Source organism: Alishewanella sp. SMS8, from assembly GCF_030737935.1.
GTDB lineage: Bacteria > Pseudomonadota > Gammaproteobacteria > Enterobacterales > Alteromonadaceae > Alishewanella > Alishewanella maricola.
The window spans coordinates 222086-240481 of sequence record NZ_JAPJEA010000001.1 but is presented as its reverse complement, the minus strand read 5'-3'; the positions used below and the strand labels follow the sequence as shown (position 1 = coordinate 240481).

17 protein-coding genes are annotated in these 18396 nt (G+C 44.9%); 12 read left to right on the top strand and 5 right to left on the bottom strand.

What is annotated here, in order from left to right; all coding sequences use genetic code 11:
• Nucleotides 1-13 precede the first annotated feature (13 nt).
• From ORJ01_RS01140 to rplT, 6 genes are all read left to right on the top strand, one after another.
• Nucleotides 14-1168: an HDOD domain-containing protein gene (locus tag ORJ01_RS01140; RefSeq protein WP_306176659.1), complete on the top strand. Its 1155-nt coding sequence runs from the start codon at nucleotides 14-16 to the stop codon at nucleotides 1166-1168.
• Between the two features lie 85 nt (nucleotides 1169-1253).
• On the top strand, nucleotides 1254-1526 hold the full coding sequence (locus ORJ01_RS01135; RefSeq protein ID WP_306176658.1) for a hypothetical protein: 273 nt from the start codon (nucleotides 1254-1256) through the stop codon (nucleotides 1524-1526).
• 697 nt (nucleotides 1527-2223) lie between these two features.
• Nucleotides 2224-4134: a threonine--tRNA ligase gene (gene thrS / locus ORJ01_RS01130; protein ID WP_306176657.1), complete on the top strand. Its 1911-nt coding sequence runs from the start codon at nucleotides 2224-2226 to the stop codon at nucleotides 4132-4134.
• Nucleotides 4135-4171: 37 nt separating this feature from the next.
• Nucleotides 4172-4714, top strand: coding sequence for a translation initiation factor IF-3 (infC, locus tag ORJ01_RS01125; RefSeq protein ID WP_226750998.1), 543 nt, complete (start codon nucleotides 4172-4174; stop codon nucleotides 4712-4714).
• A 91-nt stretch (nucleotides 4715-4805) separates the two neighbouring features.
• Complete coding sequence (rpmI, locus tag ORJ01_RS01120) at nucleotides 4806-5003, top strand: 50S ribosomal protein L35 (RefSeq protein ID WP_082122441.1); 198 nt, start codon at nucleotides 4806-4808, stop codon at nucleotides 5001-5003.
• Nucleotides 5004-5020: 17 nt separating this feature from the next.
• Entirely contained in the window at nucleotides 5021-5377 is a 357-nt protein-coding gene (rplT, locus tag ORJ01_RS01115) for a 50S ribosomal protein L20 (protein ID WP_226750916.1), read from the top strand.
• A 292-nt stretch (nucleotides 5378-5669) separates the two neighbouring features.
• Here rplT and ORJ01_RS01110 read toward each other — a convergent pair whose 3' ends face one another.
• From ORJ01_RS01110 to upp, 3 genes are all read right to left on the bottom strand, one after another.
• A complete protein-coding gene (locus tag ORJ01_RS01110) occupies nucleotides 5670-6791 on the bottom strand; it encodes an META domain-containing protein (RefSeq protein ID WP_306176656.1) in 1122 nt (373 codons plus the stop codon).
• Between the two features lie 61 nt (nucleotides 6792-6852).
• Nucleotides 6853-7740, bottom strand: coding sequence for an alpha/beta fold hydrolase (locus ORJ01_RS01105; RefSeq protein ID WP_306176655.1), 888 nt, complete (start codon nucleotides 7738-7740; stop codon nucleotides 6853-6855).
• 61 nt (nucleotides 7741-7801) lie between these two features.
• Nucleotides 7802-8428 carry a uracil phosphoribosyltransferase gene (gene upp / locus ORJ01_RS01100; RefSeq protein ID WP_306176654.1) on the bottom strand — a complete coding sequence of 209 codons (627 nt, stop codon included), beginning with the start codon at nucleotides 8426-8428 and terminating at the stop codon, nucleotides 7802-7804.
• A gap of 116 nt (nucleotides 8429-8544) precedes the next feature.
• Between upp and ORJ01_RS01095 the strand changes: the two genes are divergently transcribed.
• The 5 genes from ORJ01_RS01095 to ORJ01_RS01075 all read left to right on the top strand — a co-directional run bounded on the left by ORJ01_RS01095 (nucleotide 8545) and on the right by ORJ01_RS01075 (nucleotide 14878).
• Nucleotides 8545-10764 carry a S9 family peptidase gene (locus ORJ01_RS01095; RefSeq protein WP_306176653.1) on the top strand — a complete coding sequence of 740 codons (2220 nt, stop codon included), beginning with the start codon at nucleotides 8545-8547 and terminating at the stop codon, nucleotides 10762-10764.
• A 252-nt stretch (nucleotides 10765-11016) separates the two neighbouring features.
• A complete protein-coding gene (locus ORJ01_RS01090) occupies nucleotides 11017-11691 on the top strand; it encodes a TetR/AcrR family transcriptional regulator (RefSeq protein ID WP_226750922.1) in 675 nt (224 codons plus the stop codon).
• 18 nt (nucleotides 11692-11709) lie between these two features.
• On the top strand, nucleotides 11710-14025 hold the full coding sequence (locus ORJ01_RS01085; RefSeq protein WP_306176652.1) for an acyl-CoA dehydrogenase: 2316 nt from the start codon (nucleotides 11710-11712) through the stop codon (nucleotides 14023-14025).
• A gap of 115 nt (nucleotides 14026-14140) precedes the next feature.
• Nucleotides 14141-14635 carry a GNAT family N-acetyltransferase gene (locus ORJ01_RS01080; RefSeq protein ID WP_306176651.1) on the top strand — a complete coding sequence of 165 codons (495 nt, stop codon included), beginning with the start codon at nucleotides 14141-14143 and terminating at the stop codon, nucleotides 14633-14635.
• Between the two features lie 39 nt (nucleotides 14636-14674).
• The gene (locus ORJ01_RS01075) at nucleotides 14675-14878 is read left to right on the top strand and encodes a hypothetical protein (RefSeq protein WP_226750925.1); all 204 of its coding nucleotides are present in this window, start codon (nucleotides 14675-14677) and stop codon (nucleotides 14876-14878) included.
• A 333-nt stretch (nucleotides 14879-15211) separates the two neighbouring features.
• Here ORJ01_RS01075 and ORJ01_RS01070 read toward each other — a convergent pair whose 3' ends face one another.
• On the bottom strand, nucleotides 15212-16258 hold the full coding sequence (locus tag ORJ01_RS01070; RefSeq protein ID WP_306176650.1) for a Glu/Leu/Phe/Val dehydrogenase: 1047 nt from the start codon (nucleotides 16256-16258) through the stop codon (nucleotides 15212-15214).
• Nucleotides 16259-16641: 383 nt separating this feature from the next.
• On the opposite strand from ORJ01_RS01070, the gene ORJ01_RS01065 reads away from it, so the two are divergent.
• Nucleotides 16642-17067, top strand: coding sequence for a DUF4826 family protein (locus ORJ01_RS01065; RefSeq protein WP_226750926.1), 426 nt, complete (start codon nucleotides 16642-16644; stop codon nucleotides 17065-17067).
• Between the two features lie 77 nt (nucleotides 17068-17144).
• Here the strand turns inward: ORJ01_RS01065 and ORJ01_RS01060 are convergent, their stop codons facing one another.
• The gene (locus ORJ01_RS01060; protein WP_306176649.1) at nucleotides 17145-18299 is read right to left on the bottom strand and encodes a cupin domain-containing protein; all 1155 of its coding nucleotides are present in this window, start codon (nucleotides 18297-18299) and stop codon (nucleotides 17145-17147) included.
• Nucleotides 18300-18396 lie beyond the last annotated feature (97 nt).

Sequence of the window (18396 nt, the reverse complement as noted above, 5' to 3'; positions counted from 1 at the left end):
ACAGGGGAGTGATATGACAAGGTTGAATGTCCTGTTTATTGATGATGACAGTTTTATGTTAAAAGCTTTGCACCGTGTATGTCGCCGTTTAAAGCCTGACTATCATTTTGTTTTATGTGAGCAACAATCTATGTGGCAGAGCGTCTGGAGTGAAAGCACCCCTCCAGACGTGGTCTTTTGTGATTATTTAATGCCGATGAGAAATGGTGATAAAGTACTTGAAGAAATTGCCTGTACTTATCCCTCTGCGGTAAGGGTATTGCTGACTGGGGACGTGACTGAAGAAGTGCTCAGTAAGGCGAGTGAGGTTGCACACTTTGTGTTGAGTAAACCTTTTGCTGAAAACGATTTAAATCATGTTTTTTTATGTTTAGAGCGTTTGAACGCATTGAAATTTCCCCAGGTTTCTCGAGCGAAGCTGGGGCAAATTGGATATTTTTTTGTGTTACCGGAACTGGCTTTAAAGTTACAGGATCTCTTTTCACAGCCGGATGTCGATATTAAAGACGTTACTGATCATATTATGACAGATAGCGTGATTACGGCGAAGATTATACAGTTTGCTAACTCAGCATTTCTTGGATACCGCGTTCATACTACCTCTTTAGCGGAAGCAATAAAACGTCTTGGCTTGCGTCTGGTCGAAGCGATCGTGATATCCATCTCCGTTGAGCAACAAGTATCATTAAGAATCCCTCTCTCAGTTTACAAGCATTGCAGTGAGTGGACATATCGCTATGCCGCCGCATGTCGGCAAAATAGCAAAACACTTGGGTTTAGCACGGAAATGCAGGATTTTATTTATGTTGCTGCTTTATTGACAGGGCTTGGGCACTTTTCACAGGCTTTAGAGCAGACCGATTACGACCCTGATGCTGAAAGTAAATTAATTGATATCGAGCAAGCTCTTTGTTACAAGCCGTCGACAATGAGTGCTGTTTATTTTTTAACCTTATGGGGCTTTCCTTCTGATATATGCAAGACAGTGCTTTTTCAGGATAAACCGCCTTTTAGTGGTGTTGGTCTAAATGAAAAATCACTGAGCTTGGTGATGTTTGTAACGAAATTATCATTATTAGGCTCTTTAACCTATGAAGCAAAGCAGAGAATTAAAACAGAGATAAATGACACGGCGACTATGCAATGGCTCGAGTTGATAATGAGATGATTTTTGAAGTGACTACAACTGATCTTGCGATAAGTTGTGATATCAAAAAAATTTAGCTGTTATAAGCACAATAATGGAGCATTCATTGAGCTTACACACGTTAACACTAAAAGATACTCATCAAAGTCGAGTTGCCATTAAACGCATACTGAAAGCCACAACTGAAGAAGCGAAGACACAAGGTATGTTTTTGCATACCGAAGTATTTGTTAGTGATGAGAGTGAAAACGCTGTAACAGTGATGCTTTACACGAAGGAAAGGGCCGTGTCTGGTGGTTATCTTGTGAATTTTCTTGCTGACTTACTACGGCGATACGGCGATGTGAAAACCCATAAATGGGAGAGCTTAAATGATTAATTTCAATGTATTTATTGTTTGCGGTTAAGGCTACTTTCAAGTTTTCTGCAATCAATAGGTACTTCAATAACCTAACAACCTTGCATGGTTATTTATGTTAGTTCCCTCAGACTCGCTTTTTTGCTCCAAAACAATTTGAGATATTCTGAGTAATAGGTTCCTGAAATCGCTCAGTACATAGTCATCGATTATGTGAGTGGAAAGAGCCTTGCAGATTGCAGTTAGCAATAAGTTGTCAGCTTTTACATGCATGGTGTCAACCTTTTACTTTAGTACCCAATAAAAGTATGGCAGTGGAATTAAGGCTCGGCCATATAAGAGCTTAATTTAATAAATAAATTCATAGTGTTGACATCTCTTATTCAAGTTTATCGATCAAGCAATTAGCTGAACTTATAGCGCTGAGTTGCATGCTGTCATTCTATTTAACGCAATTGTGCTAGTCATATTTCTGTTAAAAAATAAATTTAAGATCCCTTAGCAAATGATTGATAGCCGTTTTTAATGTACAATGCTCATCCCTGTTTTAATCCGAAGCAAAATAGATAAGCAGGTGAAATTCAAAATTGTGTACCACGCTGTGTACCAAACACCCTAAGTTGTGGGTGTCAACTGCCACGCAAGGTGCATAGAATATAGCGTTTTGTTGTTAATCAAGTGACCCTTGGTTTGGGCCACCACTGTAAAAGGATTGATCATGCCAGTTATTACTCTGCCTGACGGTAGTCAGCGCGCCTTTGACCATGCCGTTACTGTACTTGATGTTGCTAAAGACATTGGCCCAGGTTTAGCTAAAGCCACCATTGCCGGTAAAGTTAATGGTGAACTTGTTGATGCTTGTGAACTGATTGAACAAGATGCCAGCTTAAGTATCGTAACCAGCAAAGATCAAGAAGGCTTAGAGATTTTACGTCACTCTTGTGCACACTTATTAGGCCACGCGATTAAACAACTTTGGCCAAACGTGAAAATGGCTATCGGCCCTGTTATTGATAATGGTTTTTACTACGACGTTGATTTAGAACAGCCGATCAGCAGTGATGATTTAGCGGCGCTAGAAGCGCGCATGCTGCAGTTAGCCAAAACCGAATATGATGTGGTAAAAAACAAGGTGAGCTGGCAACAAGCTTGGGATACCTTTGCCGCACGTGGCGAAAGCTACAAGCAAGAAATTCTGGAGCAAAATATTCCGCGTGATAGCAGCCCTGCGCTGTATCATCACGAAGAATATATTGATATGTGTCGTGGCCCGCACGTGCCCAACATGCGCTTTTGCCAACACTTTAAAATTATGAAAGTGGCCGGTGCCTATTGGCGCGGCGACTCAAAAAATAAAATGCTGCAGCGTGTTTACGGTACGGCTTGGGCAGACAAGAAACAATTAGCGGGCTACTTAACCCAGTTAGAAGAAGCCGAGAAGCGTGACCACCGTAAAATTGGTAAAGCACTGGGCTTATTTCACTGGCAAGAAGAAGCACCGGGTATGGTGTTCTGGCACAACGATGGTTGGACTATCTTCCGTGAGCTAGAAACGTTTGTACGCGAGAAGCTTGGCCAGTACGACTACGATGAAGTGAAAGGTCCATTAATGATGGATCGTGTATTGTGGGAAAAATCGGGACACTGGGAAAAGTATGCCGATAATATGTTCACTACCCAGTCTGAGCATCGTGAGTACGCCATCAAACCGATGAACTGCCCGGGGCACGTGCAAATCTTTAACCAGGGGTTAAAGTCTTACCGTGATTTACCGCTGCGTATGGCCGAGTTTGGTTGTTGCCACCGTAATGAGCCTTCAGGTGGCTTACACGGCTTGATGCGCGTGCGCGGCTTTACCCAAGATGATGCGCATATCTTCTGTACTGAAGATCAAGTGCAGGCAGAGGTGACTAAATGTATCAAGATGGTGTTTGATACTTACAGTACCTTTGGTTTTAAAGACATCGTGGTGAAGCTATCGACACGTCCGGCACAACGGATTGGTTCTGATGAGATTTGGGACCGTGCCGAGCAAGGCTTGATGGACGCATTAAAAGCCAATGATATTGCCTATGAACTGCAACCTGGTGAAGGTGCTTTTTATGGTCCGAAAATTGAATTCACCTTGCACGATTGCTTAAATCGCGCATGGCAATGTGGCACAGTGCAACTCGACTTCGCGTTACCGGGTCGTTTAGGAGCCAGTTATGTGTCTGAAAGCGGCGAAAAACTGGTTCCGGTGATGATTCACCGTGCGATCTTAGGTTCGTTAGAGCGGTTTATTGGTATTCTCATCGAAGAGTACGCCGGCTTTTTCCCGACGTGGTTAGCACCCACGCAGGTGGTAATTATGAATATTACCGATAATCAGGCCGAATATGTCGAAGAATTAGTAAAAACTTTCAAATCTCACGGTATTAGAGTAAGAAGTGACTTGAGAAATGAGAAGATAGGCTTTAAAATTCGCGAGCACACACTTAAGCGTATTCCGTACCTCGTTGTCGTCGGTGATAAAGAAGTCGAAGCAGGTGATATTGCAGTCAGAACACGTAAAGCTGATGATTTAGGCAAAATGTCGGTTGCCAGCTTTGTCGAGAAAATGCTGACTGAAATTAAAAACCGGATATAAGCTTTAAGTGAATTATAAATTTTCGGAGGAACATACTATTAAAGTAGGAAAGAAAACATTACCGGCCAACCGTCCTAACAGGATAAACGAAGAAATTAATCTGCCAGAAGTGCGATTAATTGGTATGGAAGGTGAACAGCTGGGCGTCGTTACCACGACAGAAGCAATTCGGTTAGCTGAAGAAGCAAGTGCTGATTTAGTAGAGATCAGTCCTACAGCAGAACCACCAGTTTGTAAGTTGATGGACTACGGTAAGTTCCTGTTCGAAAAGAGCAAAGCTCTTAAAGAACAAAAGAAAAAGCAAAAACAGATCCAGATAAAGGAAATTAAATTCCGGCCTGGAACTGATGAAGGCGATTACCAGGTAAAACTACGCAACCTGCGTCGCTTCATTGAAGAGGGTGATAAAGCTAAAGTAACACTACGTTATCGTGGTCGTGAAATGGCGCATCAGGAAATCGGTATCGAAATGCTTTCTCGTATTAAAGAGGATCTTAGCGATATCGCCATCTGTGAATCTTTCCCTAACCGGGTAGAAGGTCGGCAGATGATCATGATGCTAGCCCCAAATAAGAAGTAATAAGCGCCTTCAAGTTTATTAAACTGCGGCTTGCCGCAGTTTTTTAACGCCTTATTATTCGTTGTCATTTAACAATGCGAGTTTCAATACTATGCCAAAGATGAAAACCAACAAAGGTGCCGCGAAGCGTTTTAAAAAGACTGCTTCAGGTAACTTTAAACGTAAGCAATCTCACCTTCGCCACATCTTGACGAAGAAGACTTCTAAGCGTAAGCGTCAGTTAGGTCCAAAAACCTTAGTCGCAAAAGTGGATATTGCCGGCTTAGTCCGTTGCATGCCGTACGCATAATTTAATAGGAGTCAGAAATGCCAAGAGTTAAACGTGGTGTGACGGCACATGCTCGTCACAAGAAGGTATTAAAACAGGCTAAAGGTTACTACGGTGCCCGTAGTCGTGTTTACCGGGTTGCTTTCCAGGCTGTTATCAAAGCCGGTCAATATGCTTACCGTGACCGTCGTCAGCGTAAGCGTCAGTTCCGTCAACTGTGGATCGCGCGTATCAACGCAGCGTCACGGATGAACGGTATGTCTTACAGCCGTTTAATTGCAGGTCTGAAAAAGGCTTCAATTGAAATCGACCGTAAGATCCTGGCCGACATCGCTGTTTATGACAAAGCCGCTTTTACTGCTATCGTAGCAAAAGCAAAAGAAGCTTTAGTCTAAACACTGCTTGAATAAAAAAACCACCCTAGGGTGGTTTTTTTATGTCTGCAATTTAGGTTTCATGCTCAGCACATTTCTTAAATTCTTAAGGGCTCACTTAATGTTGTTTGCTATAAAAGTCATACCTTGTGAATTTAAGAAATGGCCTAAAATTGAGTAATCAAATTGGAATACTTCAAGAAAAAGGGTCTCTAAAAGCAAACTCGCATTTTTTAGCTAAACAACTCAAATCAACGTGTGAGCGCAAAGCAGGCTGCACAAAGTTCTTACACTAAATGCAGCGAAAAATGGTTTAGTTAACCGCAGGCACCAACTCTAAAATAACTTGGTTATTAAAAAATAATTGCAGTTTATCGGCGTTCACTTCCGCGCGGTCAACTTGCTGCAGTTTTTCGGTAAATTGCTGCTCAATGTTACTGGCCTCAGCGCAGAACTTTCGTGTGCTGGCAAGCGGTTGCACGCTCAGAGTATTGGCTTGTTGCTCATAGCTGGCGTTAAAGTTGTTACAGCCGCTAAAGCCGTATAAACGGTCTTTCTCAAAAATAAGCCGAACATTTAACTGGTGTGGAATATAACGGTTAGCCACTTTCTCCGCACGCCAGACAATACCTTGTAACTGTTTTTGAGCAAATTGGTCGGGGCAGGTGGCATTAGGCCAAAATTGTTCAAATTTATCGATGTAAAGCGTATCAATACCGTGCTGGTCCGCACTTTTACGTCCAACTAAGGTGGCAATAACCGGTTTATTATTTAAGCGTGTATCTTGTTGATACAGGCGCATCATGGGTAAATGATTTTGTGTATTAGCCACCGGTAAGGTGTCACCGTTTTGACAGGTTATAAAGGTCGCAACATTGTTTTTTAATTGATACATACCCAGTAGCGGTTGGCGTGAGTCGAGCTTTTTCAGCGAGGCATAACGGCTTAATTGATACGCTTCAGACGACAAAATGGGCTTACCGGCCAAATCCGTCATCACTAAGTGCTGATTACTGCGAAAATGAAAGACCGGCAGCGTGCTTTGCTGATTAATCAAATGCAAAGTGCGTTTTTCTAACAACCAAGAGCCGCTAATTAATTGCACCTGGCCGCGGCCAAGATATTCTTGACGCGCTTCAAAGCGCCCATCACGATACAGATTAATATGATAAGCGATGCCGCTGCAATCCGCACACGGCAAGACGCCTTCAAAAGTCATATCTGTATCTATGAAAATATGCTCGAAATCGGTTGCTAACGACTCGGTAGTATCGTTATTAGCCACTTCGCTGGCATCGGTAACCGGTGCCGGGATGGGTACGGCTAATACCGGTTGTTTCTCTGCACTTAAGGTGGTGGGTTTGTCAGCGCCGATATCGGGTAATTGACTACAGGCCGATAATAATAATGCGGTGACGACAACTAGCTTTTTCATCTTAGAAATCCCTGCCTAAACGTTTCGGCCATTATAACGCATGCACACTTAGGAAACAGGCCTATTTTATCGGTGCAAACCCTTGTAATGCTTCGCGCACCCAAAGTGCACTTTGCAACGGTTGTTCTTGCATAAAGCAATGGCCGCCAGGCACTTGCCGGCTTTGCACCCCGCTGTTTAATTGTTGCCATTTAGCCACGGCTTTGACGACAAATGGAAAGGTTTGTTCCCCATAAAAGATTTTTACCGGCGCCTTTGCTTTACGAAGTGCCGGCCATAGCCCTCTTGGGTAGGAGCTGAACACATCGGCTTCACGCTCTGGTAAGCACTTTAAGCGCACACCATCGTCTTGGTCAGCTAAGGCGTGTTCAACATAAGCATTAAGCGCCTGTGCATCCCAGCTTTGAAATAAACGACGACTTTGAAAGTAACTTAAGGCAGTAGAGCGATCGGGCCAATGTTGGCGTCTCCTTAACGCGGCTTTGGCTAACGGATTTTTTTTAAACAGCCGCACACCTTCAAGGGTTCGGGCCAGTAATAGCATTGAGGGGGGGAATAACACCGGATCAAGTAATACCAACCCTTGAAATAACTGTGGATGCTCGGCGTGGATCAGGGCGGTTAATACACCACCAAAACTATGGCCTAAGCCGTAAACGGGCGCAGTGCCAAACAATGGGCGATGGGTTAACCAGGCTTCTGCGGCAATCTGCGCAATGTTATTCCAGCCTAAAAACTGTTCGCCATGATCACTATCACCATGGCCTTGGGCATCCGACAAGAACAAATCATAATGTAGGCTTAGTTGGCGTAGCATAGGGCTGTAGGTTAGGCCGCTAAAGCCGTTACCGTGCATAAAATGTAATACAGGCTTGCCACTTGGCACGCTGTGTTGTCCGCGCACGGTTAGGCCATGTGCGCTACTATAAGACCAGGGGATCAACTGCATGGATGTTCACTTCATAAGATAAGCATTGAGTCATTAATACTGAACTTGTGTCACTAATCGCTTATTTAGTGCCAAATAATTTATCACCGGCATCGCCCAAGCCTGGCAGGATATAACCTTGCTCATTTAAACCTTGGTCTACCGCTGCGGTATAAAGCTCAATGTCAGGATGTGCCTCGGCTAAGGCTTTAATTCCCTCAGGAGCGGCAACTAGCACCAGAGCTTTGATTTGTTGGCAGCCATGCTGTTTTAGTAAATCGATGGTAGCAATCATCGAGCCGCCCGTGGCTAACATGGGATCAACAACAATCGCTAAGCGTTGATCTAAATCGGCAGCGAGTTTTTTAAAGTAAGGTACCGGTTTCAGAGTTTCTTCATCACGATAAATACCGACCACGCTAATGCGAGCGCTGGGGATTAAATCTAAAACGCCGTCTAGCATACCCAAGCCCGCGCGCAGAATAGGCACTACGGTCACTTTTTTACCTTGAATTTGTTGAACGTCGCAAGGGCCGTTCCAGCTCTCTATCGTCAGTTGCTCAGTGGGCAGATCTTTGGTTGCTTCATAAGTCAGGAGGCTACCTAGTTCTGCGGCTAATTGGCGAAATTGGCGAGTGCTAATATCGGCTGCGCGCAATAAACCAATTTTGTGCTGCACCAGTGGGTGTTTTACTTCGGTCAGTTTCATCAAGATTTCCTCTGTTCAGCGCAGATAAGCCTAACGCAATCTGCTTTTGCTTGCAGTTTATATCGAAGCATTATACAAACGTTACGCTTAATTACAGCAAAAACACAGGAACAAAAATGCCAGTGAAATTACCACGTGTTTTGATAACACTCAGTTTATTACTTGGAGGTGCCGCTATGGCTGATGCAAAGCAACTTGAACTGGAGCGACTGTTCGCCGATCCAGTGTTAAGCGGCACGACGCCTCGTTCTTTGACCATGGCACCTGACGGTAGCCGTGTTACCTATCTTAAAGGCAAAGTTGAAGATGCCAACCGTTTAGATTTGTGGCAATACCATATTAAAGAGGGCAAACACAGTGTGCTGGTGAATGCCGACCATTTAATTAGTGGTGCAGAAACACTGTCTGATGAAGAAAAAGCCCGCCGCGAGCGACTACGTTTATTTGCTTCGGGTATTGTCAGTTACAGTTGGTCTAAAAGTAGTGACGCTTTATTATTCCCTTTAAATGGTGATTTGTATTACTACCAGCTCGCCAGCAATAAAGCAAAAAAGCTGACAAATACCCCAGAGTTTGAAACCGATGCCACCATTTCACCTACTGGCCGTTATGTTGCTTTTATTCGCGAGCAAAACTTGTTTGTGCAAGAGATAGCGACCGGTAAAGAAACCCAACTGACCTTTGATGGCGGTGGTGATATTAAAAACGGGATGGCCGAGTTTGTGGCACAGGAAGAGATGGGCCGCATGACAGGTTATTGGTGGGCTCCGGATGACAGTAAAATTGCCTTTACCCGTACTGATGAAAGTGGGGTTGCTGAAGTCGTTCGTAATGAAATATATGCTGACGAAATTAAATTGTTTAAACAGCGTTATCCTTATACCGGCACCGCCAATACGACTATTCAATTAGGTGTTGTGACATTAAACGATGGTAGTGTGAAGTGGCTACCGCACGGTGATAATGCTGATATTTATCTGCCAAGAGTCGAGTGGAGCAAAAACGCGCGGTATGTAAGTTATCAATGGCAAAGCCGTAACCAACAGCAAATAGAACTGCGCTTGGTTGATCTTAAAACGGATAAGCAAACATTACTGTTAACGGAAACCAGCAACACGTGGTTGAACCTGCATGATGACCTACATTTTTTAAGTAATAATCAAGGCTTTATTTGGGCCTCTGAACGCAGTGGTTATAAACATTTATATCACTATGATTTTAATGGCAAGTTACTGCGTCAGCTCACCGCGGGCGACTGGGTGGTGGATCAGCTAGATGCCGTCAACGAGCAGCAAGGTTTGCTGTACTTTACCGGGCGCAAAGATAGCGTGCTAGAACGTCATCTGTATCAGGTGAGTTTAAAAGATGGCAATATTAAACGCATCACAGAAGCCGGTTATGATCATGCCGTGGTTGTGGCCAAAGATGGCAGCAGTTTTATAGATAGCTTCTCAAATGTCACAACGCCCGATAAAGTAGCGCTGCGTGCCATGGATGGTCAGGTACTCACCTGGTTAGCGCAAAACACCTTGAACGCAGATCATCCGTTAAGCCCTTATCATAGCGAGCTGAATGCCCCGCGTTTTGGCACGTTACAGGCCGAAGATGGTCAAACCTTACATTACCGTATATTTGAACCCAAAAATATCGTGCCAGGCAAACAATACCCTGTGGTCGTCAGTGTCTACGGCGGGCCTCATGCTCAGCGTGTGACGAACAGTTGGAGTCAGCGCAATTTGTATTTGCATTACCTCGCGCAACAAGGCTATCTGGTATTTCAATTAGATAATCGTGGTTCGTACAACCGTGGTAAAGCCTTTGAAGATCCGATCTATAAAAAACTCGGTGAGGTCGAAGTGGATGATCAAATCACCGGTGTTAAGTACCTGCGAACTTTGCCTCATGTCAACCCGCAGAAAATAGCGATTTATGGCCATAGTTATGGCGGTTATATGGCCATCATGACCCTGTTTAAAGCCGGTGATTATTTCACCGCCGGCGTTGCGGGCGCGCCCGTTACTGACTGGGCCTTGTATGATACCCATTACACTGAGCGTTACTTAGGGCACCCACAACAAAACGCCGAGGGTTATCGTGATAGCGCGGTCTTCCCTTATGCCGACGGGCTAAAAGGCGATTTGCTGATTTATCATGGTATGGCTGATGATAATGTGTTGTTTACCCACAGTACTAAGCTGTATAAACACTTACAGGATAAAGGCCTGTTGTTTGAAATGATTGACTACCCAGGCAGTAAACACTCGATGTTTGGTCAGCCGGTTCAAACGCATTTACATAAAAGCATTACGCGCTTTTTTGAGCGTACTCTGAAGTAAAAACCACGCTAACAGGTCGGCGGTTCAGTCGGCCTGTTACTTTGCCTACCAAAAAAAGCGATAACTTGGCGAGATCAACGCGCTAAAACACCGCTATAGAGCGAATGGCAAACTTAACCGCCTGCCTAAAACCCATCATCTTACTCACGCAACATCTCGGCATTACTTACATTCATTGCAGAATGTCACTTGACAGACCAGTGATTCAAACGTACATTTCAAACAGGTGTTTAAAAAGCATGTTTGAATAAAATGAGTGTGAAAGTGAATACACAATTAAAAATTTTGGATGCGGCGCAAAACCTGTTTGCCGAAGCCGGCTTCAATGATACTTCACTGCGCCAGATCACAACCAAAGCGGAAGTGAATCTGGCCTCGGTTAATTATCACTTTGGCTCTAAAAAAGAACTGATCCAAGCGGTGCTACAGCGTTATTTGCAAGTGTTGATGCCGCGGTTAGATCATGAGTTTGTTCAATTACTGGCGAAAACCCAGCCGAATAGCTTACCGGATATCCTCGCTGTTTTCGTAAAGCCCTTGTTAGAGCTTAACCATGTGCAGCGCAAAGGCACCCGTACTTTTTTGCAACTGTTAGGGCGCGGTTATACCGATGTGCAAGGCCACTTGCGTTGGTTTATTAATCATCATTATGGTCAAACCCTAGATAAGTTTGTGTTACTTGTGCAACAAAGCTGCCCACATTTGCCTGCGAGCGTGTTGTTTTGGCGGTTGCATTTTTCATTGGGTTCTATTGTTTTTACCATGGCATCCAACGATGCGTTGGCAGAAATTGCCTTAGCCGATTTTAACGAGTCGGTTGATATCGAAGGCGTGATAGCACGCTTGATCCCTTATTTGGCGGCAGCCATTGCTGCGCCTGTGTTGACGAATGTTATGCCGACAGGCGTAACACAAACCGTAGCCTGATGCTGGAAGGAAGCTGAAATGGTCTTTTTATTATTAATTATCGTTATTCTGGTGGTGGTATTCGGTGTCACCTCTATTCGACGCAGTCTGATCACCAAACCGGTGTTTGGTATTTTCAAAAAAATCTTACCGCCTCTTTCAGATACTGAACGTGAAGCGATGGAAGCCGGTGATGTGTGGTGGGATGGTGAACTGTTCAAAGGTAAACCAGACTGGCAAAAACTGCACAGCATTCCTAAAGCCGAGTTATCGGCCGATGAGCAAGCCTTTATGGATAATCAAGTTGAAACCTTGCTGAAAATGCTGGATGACTACAAGATCGTGCAAGAAGAGCGAGACCTGCCTAAAGCCGTGTGGGATTACATTAAAAGCGAAGGTTTCTTCGCCATGATTATTCCGAAGAGCTATGGTGGGCGTGAGTTTTCAGCGATAGCCAACTCGACAATCGTATCGCGTATTGCGACGCGCAGCTTAACAGCTGCCGTGACCATTATGGTGCCTAACTCTTTAGGCCCCGGTGAATTGTTAATGCACTACGGTACAGAAGAGCAAAAGAACCGCTGGTTGCCACCCTTAGCCAATGGTACTGATGTGCCGTGTTTTGCTTTAACCGGCCCTGAGGCGGGCTCTGATGCGGGCGGTATTCCTGATACCGGCGTGGTGTGTAAAGGCGAATTTGAAGGTAAAGAAGTACTGGGTATTCGTTTGAACTGGGATAAGCGCTATATCACCTTAGCACCTGTGGCAACGGTGTTGGGCTTGGCGTTCAAATTATCTGATCCTGATAAGTTACTGGGTGATAAAGAAGAATTAGGCATCACCTGTGCGTTAATTCCGACCAGCCATCCTGGCGTGCAAATTGGTGATCGCCATTTCCCTATGAATATGGCTTTTATGAACGGTACCACTTACGGTAAAGACGTATTTATCCCGATAGATTGGATTATCGGTGGGCCAGAATATGCCGGTCGCGGCTGGCGTATGCTGGTAGAGTGCTTGTCGGCAGGTCGCGGTATTTCATTACCGGCGCTGGCCACCGCAACGGGTCACTTAGCGGCTCGGATGACGGGCGCTTATGGTTATGTGCGTCAGCAGTTTGGTTTATCAATTGGTAAATTTGAAGGTGTGCAAGAAGGCTTAGCGCGTATCGGTGGCTTAACTTACACATTAGAAGCCATGCGCGTGATGACCGCGGGTGCGATTGATCAAAAACTTAGCCCTGCCGTCGTCACCGCCATTGCCAAATATCACATGACTGAGATGTCACGTATTTTATTAAACGATGCGTTTGATATTCATGCCGGTAAAGCCATTCAGTGCGGACCGATGAACTATTTAGCACACGGTTATATGGGCGTGCCTATTTCGATTACCGTTGAAGGTGCGAACATTTTAACGCGCAACTTGATGATCTTTGGTCAAGGTGCCACGCGTTGTCACCCTTATGTGTTAGCGGAGTTAGAAGCTGCGGCCAACCCGAATGCCGATGAAGGTTTAGCACAGTTTGATAAGCTATTAATGGCGCATGTTGGTTTTGCGGTAGGCAATACGTTTTCAGCGTTATGGCAGGGCTTAACGGCCGGTGCCTTTAACACTGCACCGGTGTCGGGTGACACGGCTCGTTATTACAAGCAATTAAGCCGTATGAGCCGTGCCTTAGCGCTAAGTGCCGATGTATCTATGTTGATGCTGGGCGGTGATTTAAAACGCAAAGAAATGCTTTCAGCGCGTTTAGGAGATGTGTTAAGCCAGTTGTATATTGCTTCAGCCGTATTGAAGTTTTACGAAGATAACGGCCGTCAGCAAGCGGATCTGCCTTTTGTACATTACAGTGTGGCACGTGCTTTATATGAAATTGGTAAAGCCTTTGATGGTTTCTTTGCTAACTTTCCAAATCGCATTGTGGCACGCACATTACGTACCTTGGTGTTTCCATTTGGTATCGGCTACAAACTGCCAACCGATGAAGTGGCGCAGCAAATTTGCGAGACACTGTCTAAACCCAATGTGGTGCGCGATCGCTTAACGCATCTGTGTTATGTCGGCGAAGACGCGGATGATGCTACAGGCCTAATGGAAGCGGCTTTTGTTGCGATGCATGAAGCTCAGCCATTATTGAAGAAAATAGCTCAGGGGCAAAAGTCTGGTCAGTTAGCGCGTAAGCAACCGATGGTGGATACCATTAAGCAAGCGTTAGCGGCGAAGATTATTTCAGAAGCTGAAGCTGCATCGCTGCATAAAATGAATGAATTACGCTTTAAAGCTATCAGTGTGGATAGTTTTAAACCCGGTGAACTAGAAAAATTCAGTTTACCGAGTAAAGATGCAGCGTAATCGCTAACGCTTTAAGAAACCGGAGTATACTCCGGTTTTTTTTCGCCATAACGCAGGCTATAGTAGTATCTTATTTTGAGCCTAGCCTGACATTTTATGATCCCAAAGGTATTTTATGAATAATCACAGCACGATCCGTTTAGCAACCGAGGCTGATTGCGCCTTAATTTTAGCTTTTATTCAGGGCTTAGCTGAGTATGAGAAAATGGCAGATCACGTGGTCGCCACCACTGAAAAGTTACAACAGAGCTTGTTTGGCGAGAAGCCCGCAGCCGAAGTGGTGATTGCTGAGTATCAAGGGCAGCCGGCGGGCTTTGCTTTGTTTTTTCATAATTACTCCACATTTTTAGCGCAACCTGGACTGTATCTGGAAGATTTATTTGTTCTACCTGAATATCGGGGTAAGGGTTTAGGTAAATTATTATTAAGCTATTTAGCAAAATTGGCCGTAAAACGTGGCTGTGGTCGTTTTGAATGGTCAGTGCTGGATTGGAATCAACCGGCAATCGATTTTTATCAAGCGCAAGGTGCCAGTCTTATGCATGACTGGCGGATCACTCGTGTTGCCGGTGCGGAATTACAGGCCCTAGCTGCCTCTTATCCGAATTAATGAGTGGCGTTAACATTTTCTGAAGGATTGCTGTTGAAAATGTCTCAAGTGAAAAAAGCGTCAGCAACGGCCGGGGCGGTGGTTTCCTCTGGTCGTAAGCAACAGACTAAGGTTGTGATCAAACAGCGAGTGAGCAAGGCAAAGCCGCAATCGATGTTTTGGCTACATGTGAGTATTTTTCTATTGATTATTTTATCAATCTTACTAATAGCTTGGGATTTAATCGTTAAGTTTATCTTGTAGGGCTTGAGCTGTTGCGGCGTTGTTTTGTCTTGAAATGGCTAGGCTGGAATGGTGTGGGTTGTCTGTAATAATGAGCCACAAAGAGCACATCAGCGTGGTACTGTGCAGTTAAGTGTGCAAGATTACGCGCTTAAGCTTGTTAACACGCCAAACAGAGAGTTAAATTTTAGCTGCGGTCTACCGTGAAGCACTGAAGGTTAGTGCTGCACGGTCGATTCGAGTAAAGTGCTGCGTTTGCCAGCCATGGCCTTGATGGCTTAAAGCAAACCGCGGTTCATTAACCGCGTCGCCTTAAGCCATCATTTCCTTCATACATTGCTGCACTAAAAAGCGTTATAACAGTTTACCGCGAGCAATAATTTCTTGCGCCATCAAATCCGCTACGGTGCTGGTGGGTAAATTTTCTGCATCAGCACGTTCAAAAATAGTCAGCAAGGTGTCGTAGATTTGCTTCACTTTTGCCGTTGACTCAGAGCTACTATAGCCTTGTGGCCGCATCTCAAAGGCGACATTGATAATGCCACCGGCGTTAATCACATAGTCTGGTGCATATAAAATACCCATTTGACGTAACTTCTGGCCATGCTCTGCGCGCTTTAATTGGTTGTTGGCACAACCTGCGATAATTTTTACTTTTAACTGTGGCAAGGTGTCGTCATTTAATGTGGCACCGAGTGCACAGGGGGCATAGATATCAGCATCAACCGCATAGATGTCATTTAAGCCTACAGCTGTTGCGCCAAATTGATTCACCGCCCGAGTGATGGCGTCTTCATTGATATCAGTAACAATCAGTTTCGCGCCTTCAGCGTGTAAATATTCACACAGGTAAAAACCCACGCTACCTAAACCTTGCACCGCGACAACTTTACCATTCAGATCGGCCGAGCCAAACTGATGCATCGCGGCGGCTTTAATACCTTGGTAGGTGCCTAGCGCAGTAAAGGGAGCAGGGTTACCGCTTTTACCTTCTAAACCGGCCACGAAAGGCGTTTCCTGGTTCACTTGCATAATATCGTGTGTGGTAATGTTCACATCTTCAGCACTGTAATAGCTGCCATTTAAGCGATGGACCATTCGACCAAAGGCACGGAACAAGGCTTCAGACTTGATGGTTTTAGCATTACCGATAATCACAGACTTACCACCACCTAATGGCAAACCGGCCATAGCGTTTTTGTAAGTCATGCCGCGAGATAAGCGTAGTACATCGACCAGTGCATCTTCATCTGAGACATAATCCCACATGCGGCAACCACCGACAGCCGGGCCTAAGCGGGTACTGTGCACAGCAATGATGGCTTTTAAGCCAGATTCCTGATCACTGCAATAAACCACTTGTTCGTGTTGATCAAATTCAGGATGATTAAATACAGCCACAATGAACTCCATTGGAATAAAAGCGGATAAAGCGCTACCGTTTACGTTTACGTAAACTGTAGCCGATGTTTGTGGCGCGGAATTTACCATTTAGTCCTACTTTATGCCAGCTTTCCCACGAAATAATGACTGGTCAGACCGCACTCAGAGACACGTCTGATCTGTCTATTGCCAGCAAAGCATCATTCAGCTCTAAATTGTCTCAGCGTGTGGTCAAATGAGTCTCAGAGTGTGGTCGGACCGGTGTCTGAGTGTGGTCGGAGCTGATAGGGCGTTGATAGGTGAACTTTTTGGATGGGGTGGGCTGATTCTGCGCTATCAAGACTTGATTGTCGGCAGCGAGTCACCTAAAGTAGCGGCAACTACAACATAGGAAGCCGTTTATGAGTGAGTCGTTAACTCAGAATAATGCTGAAATCAGTGATGCGGAGCGCACAGAATGGGTGCGAACGCAGTTTCAAAAAGCCAACGAATACCTTGCCACTAAAGGTATTATCCCCGATAACGTTGCCGTGAGTGAAAGCCGTTACTTACCGCCTTATGTGGCTATTTGGAAACTGAATACCCGCGAGAAAAAATCCTTTTGGGTGATCAGTGGCGACTTACCAACAGACCATATGGCCATCGGCGCAGCACCTAATGCACGTGAAGCGATCCGTGCTTTTGCGTTGCATTGGCAGTTAAAGGCCGAGCAAATTATTCAAGCGGGTGTGTCTGATAAAACTCAGCAAGATTTTGCTAATTTATTGGTTGCTCGTGCGCACGGTTTATATGACTTGTTTGATGACGAACAATTGTGGCAAAGCTAGCACAAGCGCCACTCAAATCTGTATTTTAATCTTTACAAAAAAACCGCTGTTAAGCGGTTTTTTTCTGGGCAGAGAGCTTACTCAACAAAGTACCACAAGCCTTGATTGATCAAATCGGTGAGCAGCAGCAAACGCTCTTCGCGGGCAATAAAATGCATACAGTCTTGCTGACTAATGTTGGGGCTCTGTGTCAGCAGTTGCGCGGTGTGTAATTCCTCTGAGGGTAACACGATTTTCTCACCATCAATAAACAACAAAATATCACAGTCAGGTTTTTGCTGATAATAACTGCAGCGTAAACCGCCGATACTGGCCAGTACGGAGCCTTCTTCTAGGTATTCCGCAATTTCTTCGGCTTGATAATGCGGATCAGGCTCTTGCTGATCTAATTCATGCTTAGCTTGAGTAATGTATTGGCCAAACCATTGCGGGAGTAATTGTCGATCACTAATCAGTTGTAGTAACAATTGCTGCACCTGATCTAAATCTTGTTCACTGATCGCGCCGTTTTGCGGAGTTAATTGCCGAGCAGGATCGGTGAAACGTTTACCAACAATCTCGTGGTCAATTAAATAATCGGTTAAACCGGTAAGTAGATCTTTTTGTGCTGGCGCTCGAAAACCCACAGAGTAATTCAAGCTGTTATCAATAGAGATGCCATCGTGCGGACAACCTGGTGGAATATATAAAATATCACCTGGCTCTAAAATGGCATCAATACAGGCTGTAAAAGGGCTAACTTGTAATAAGCGTGGGTGCGGGCAATGTTGCTTCAGGGAAGCATCGGGCATACCCACGCGCCAATGGCGTTTACCTTCGCCTTGGATAATAAAAACATCGTATTGATCCAAATGCGGGCCAACACCACCACCTGGCGTGGAAAAGCTGACCATCAAATCATCTATCCGCCAATTCGGGATAAAACGAAACGGCTCTAATAACGCCGCCGCAGGCGGATGCCAATGATCGACGGCTTGAACTAACACCGTCCAATCACGTTCACCGTAGCGATTAAAATCTTCAAAGGGGCCGGTTTCTAATTGCCAGTTGCCCGCATGACATTGCACCAGACGTGACTCGACATCTTCATCTAAGGCCAAGCCCGCCAATTCATCGGCGGATAAAGGATCTTTAAATTCTTGAAAACCTTGCTTGATCAGCAGCGGCTTTTTTTGCCAATACTGCTGCATAAAGTCTGCAAGGCTAAGCTGTCCGAGGTGTAATGTGTACATATTTGGGCACCGAATAAAGGATCGAAAGGGTTAGCACAATTGGCCGGTTAGCGTTGAAACGTAAAGCCGCTAACTTAACGTTTCAACGCTTTGCAGC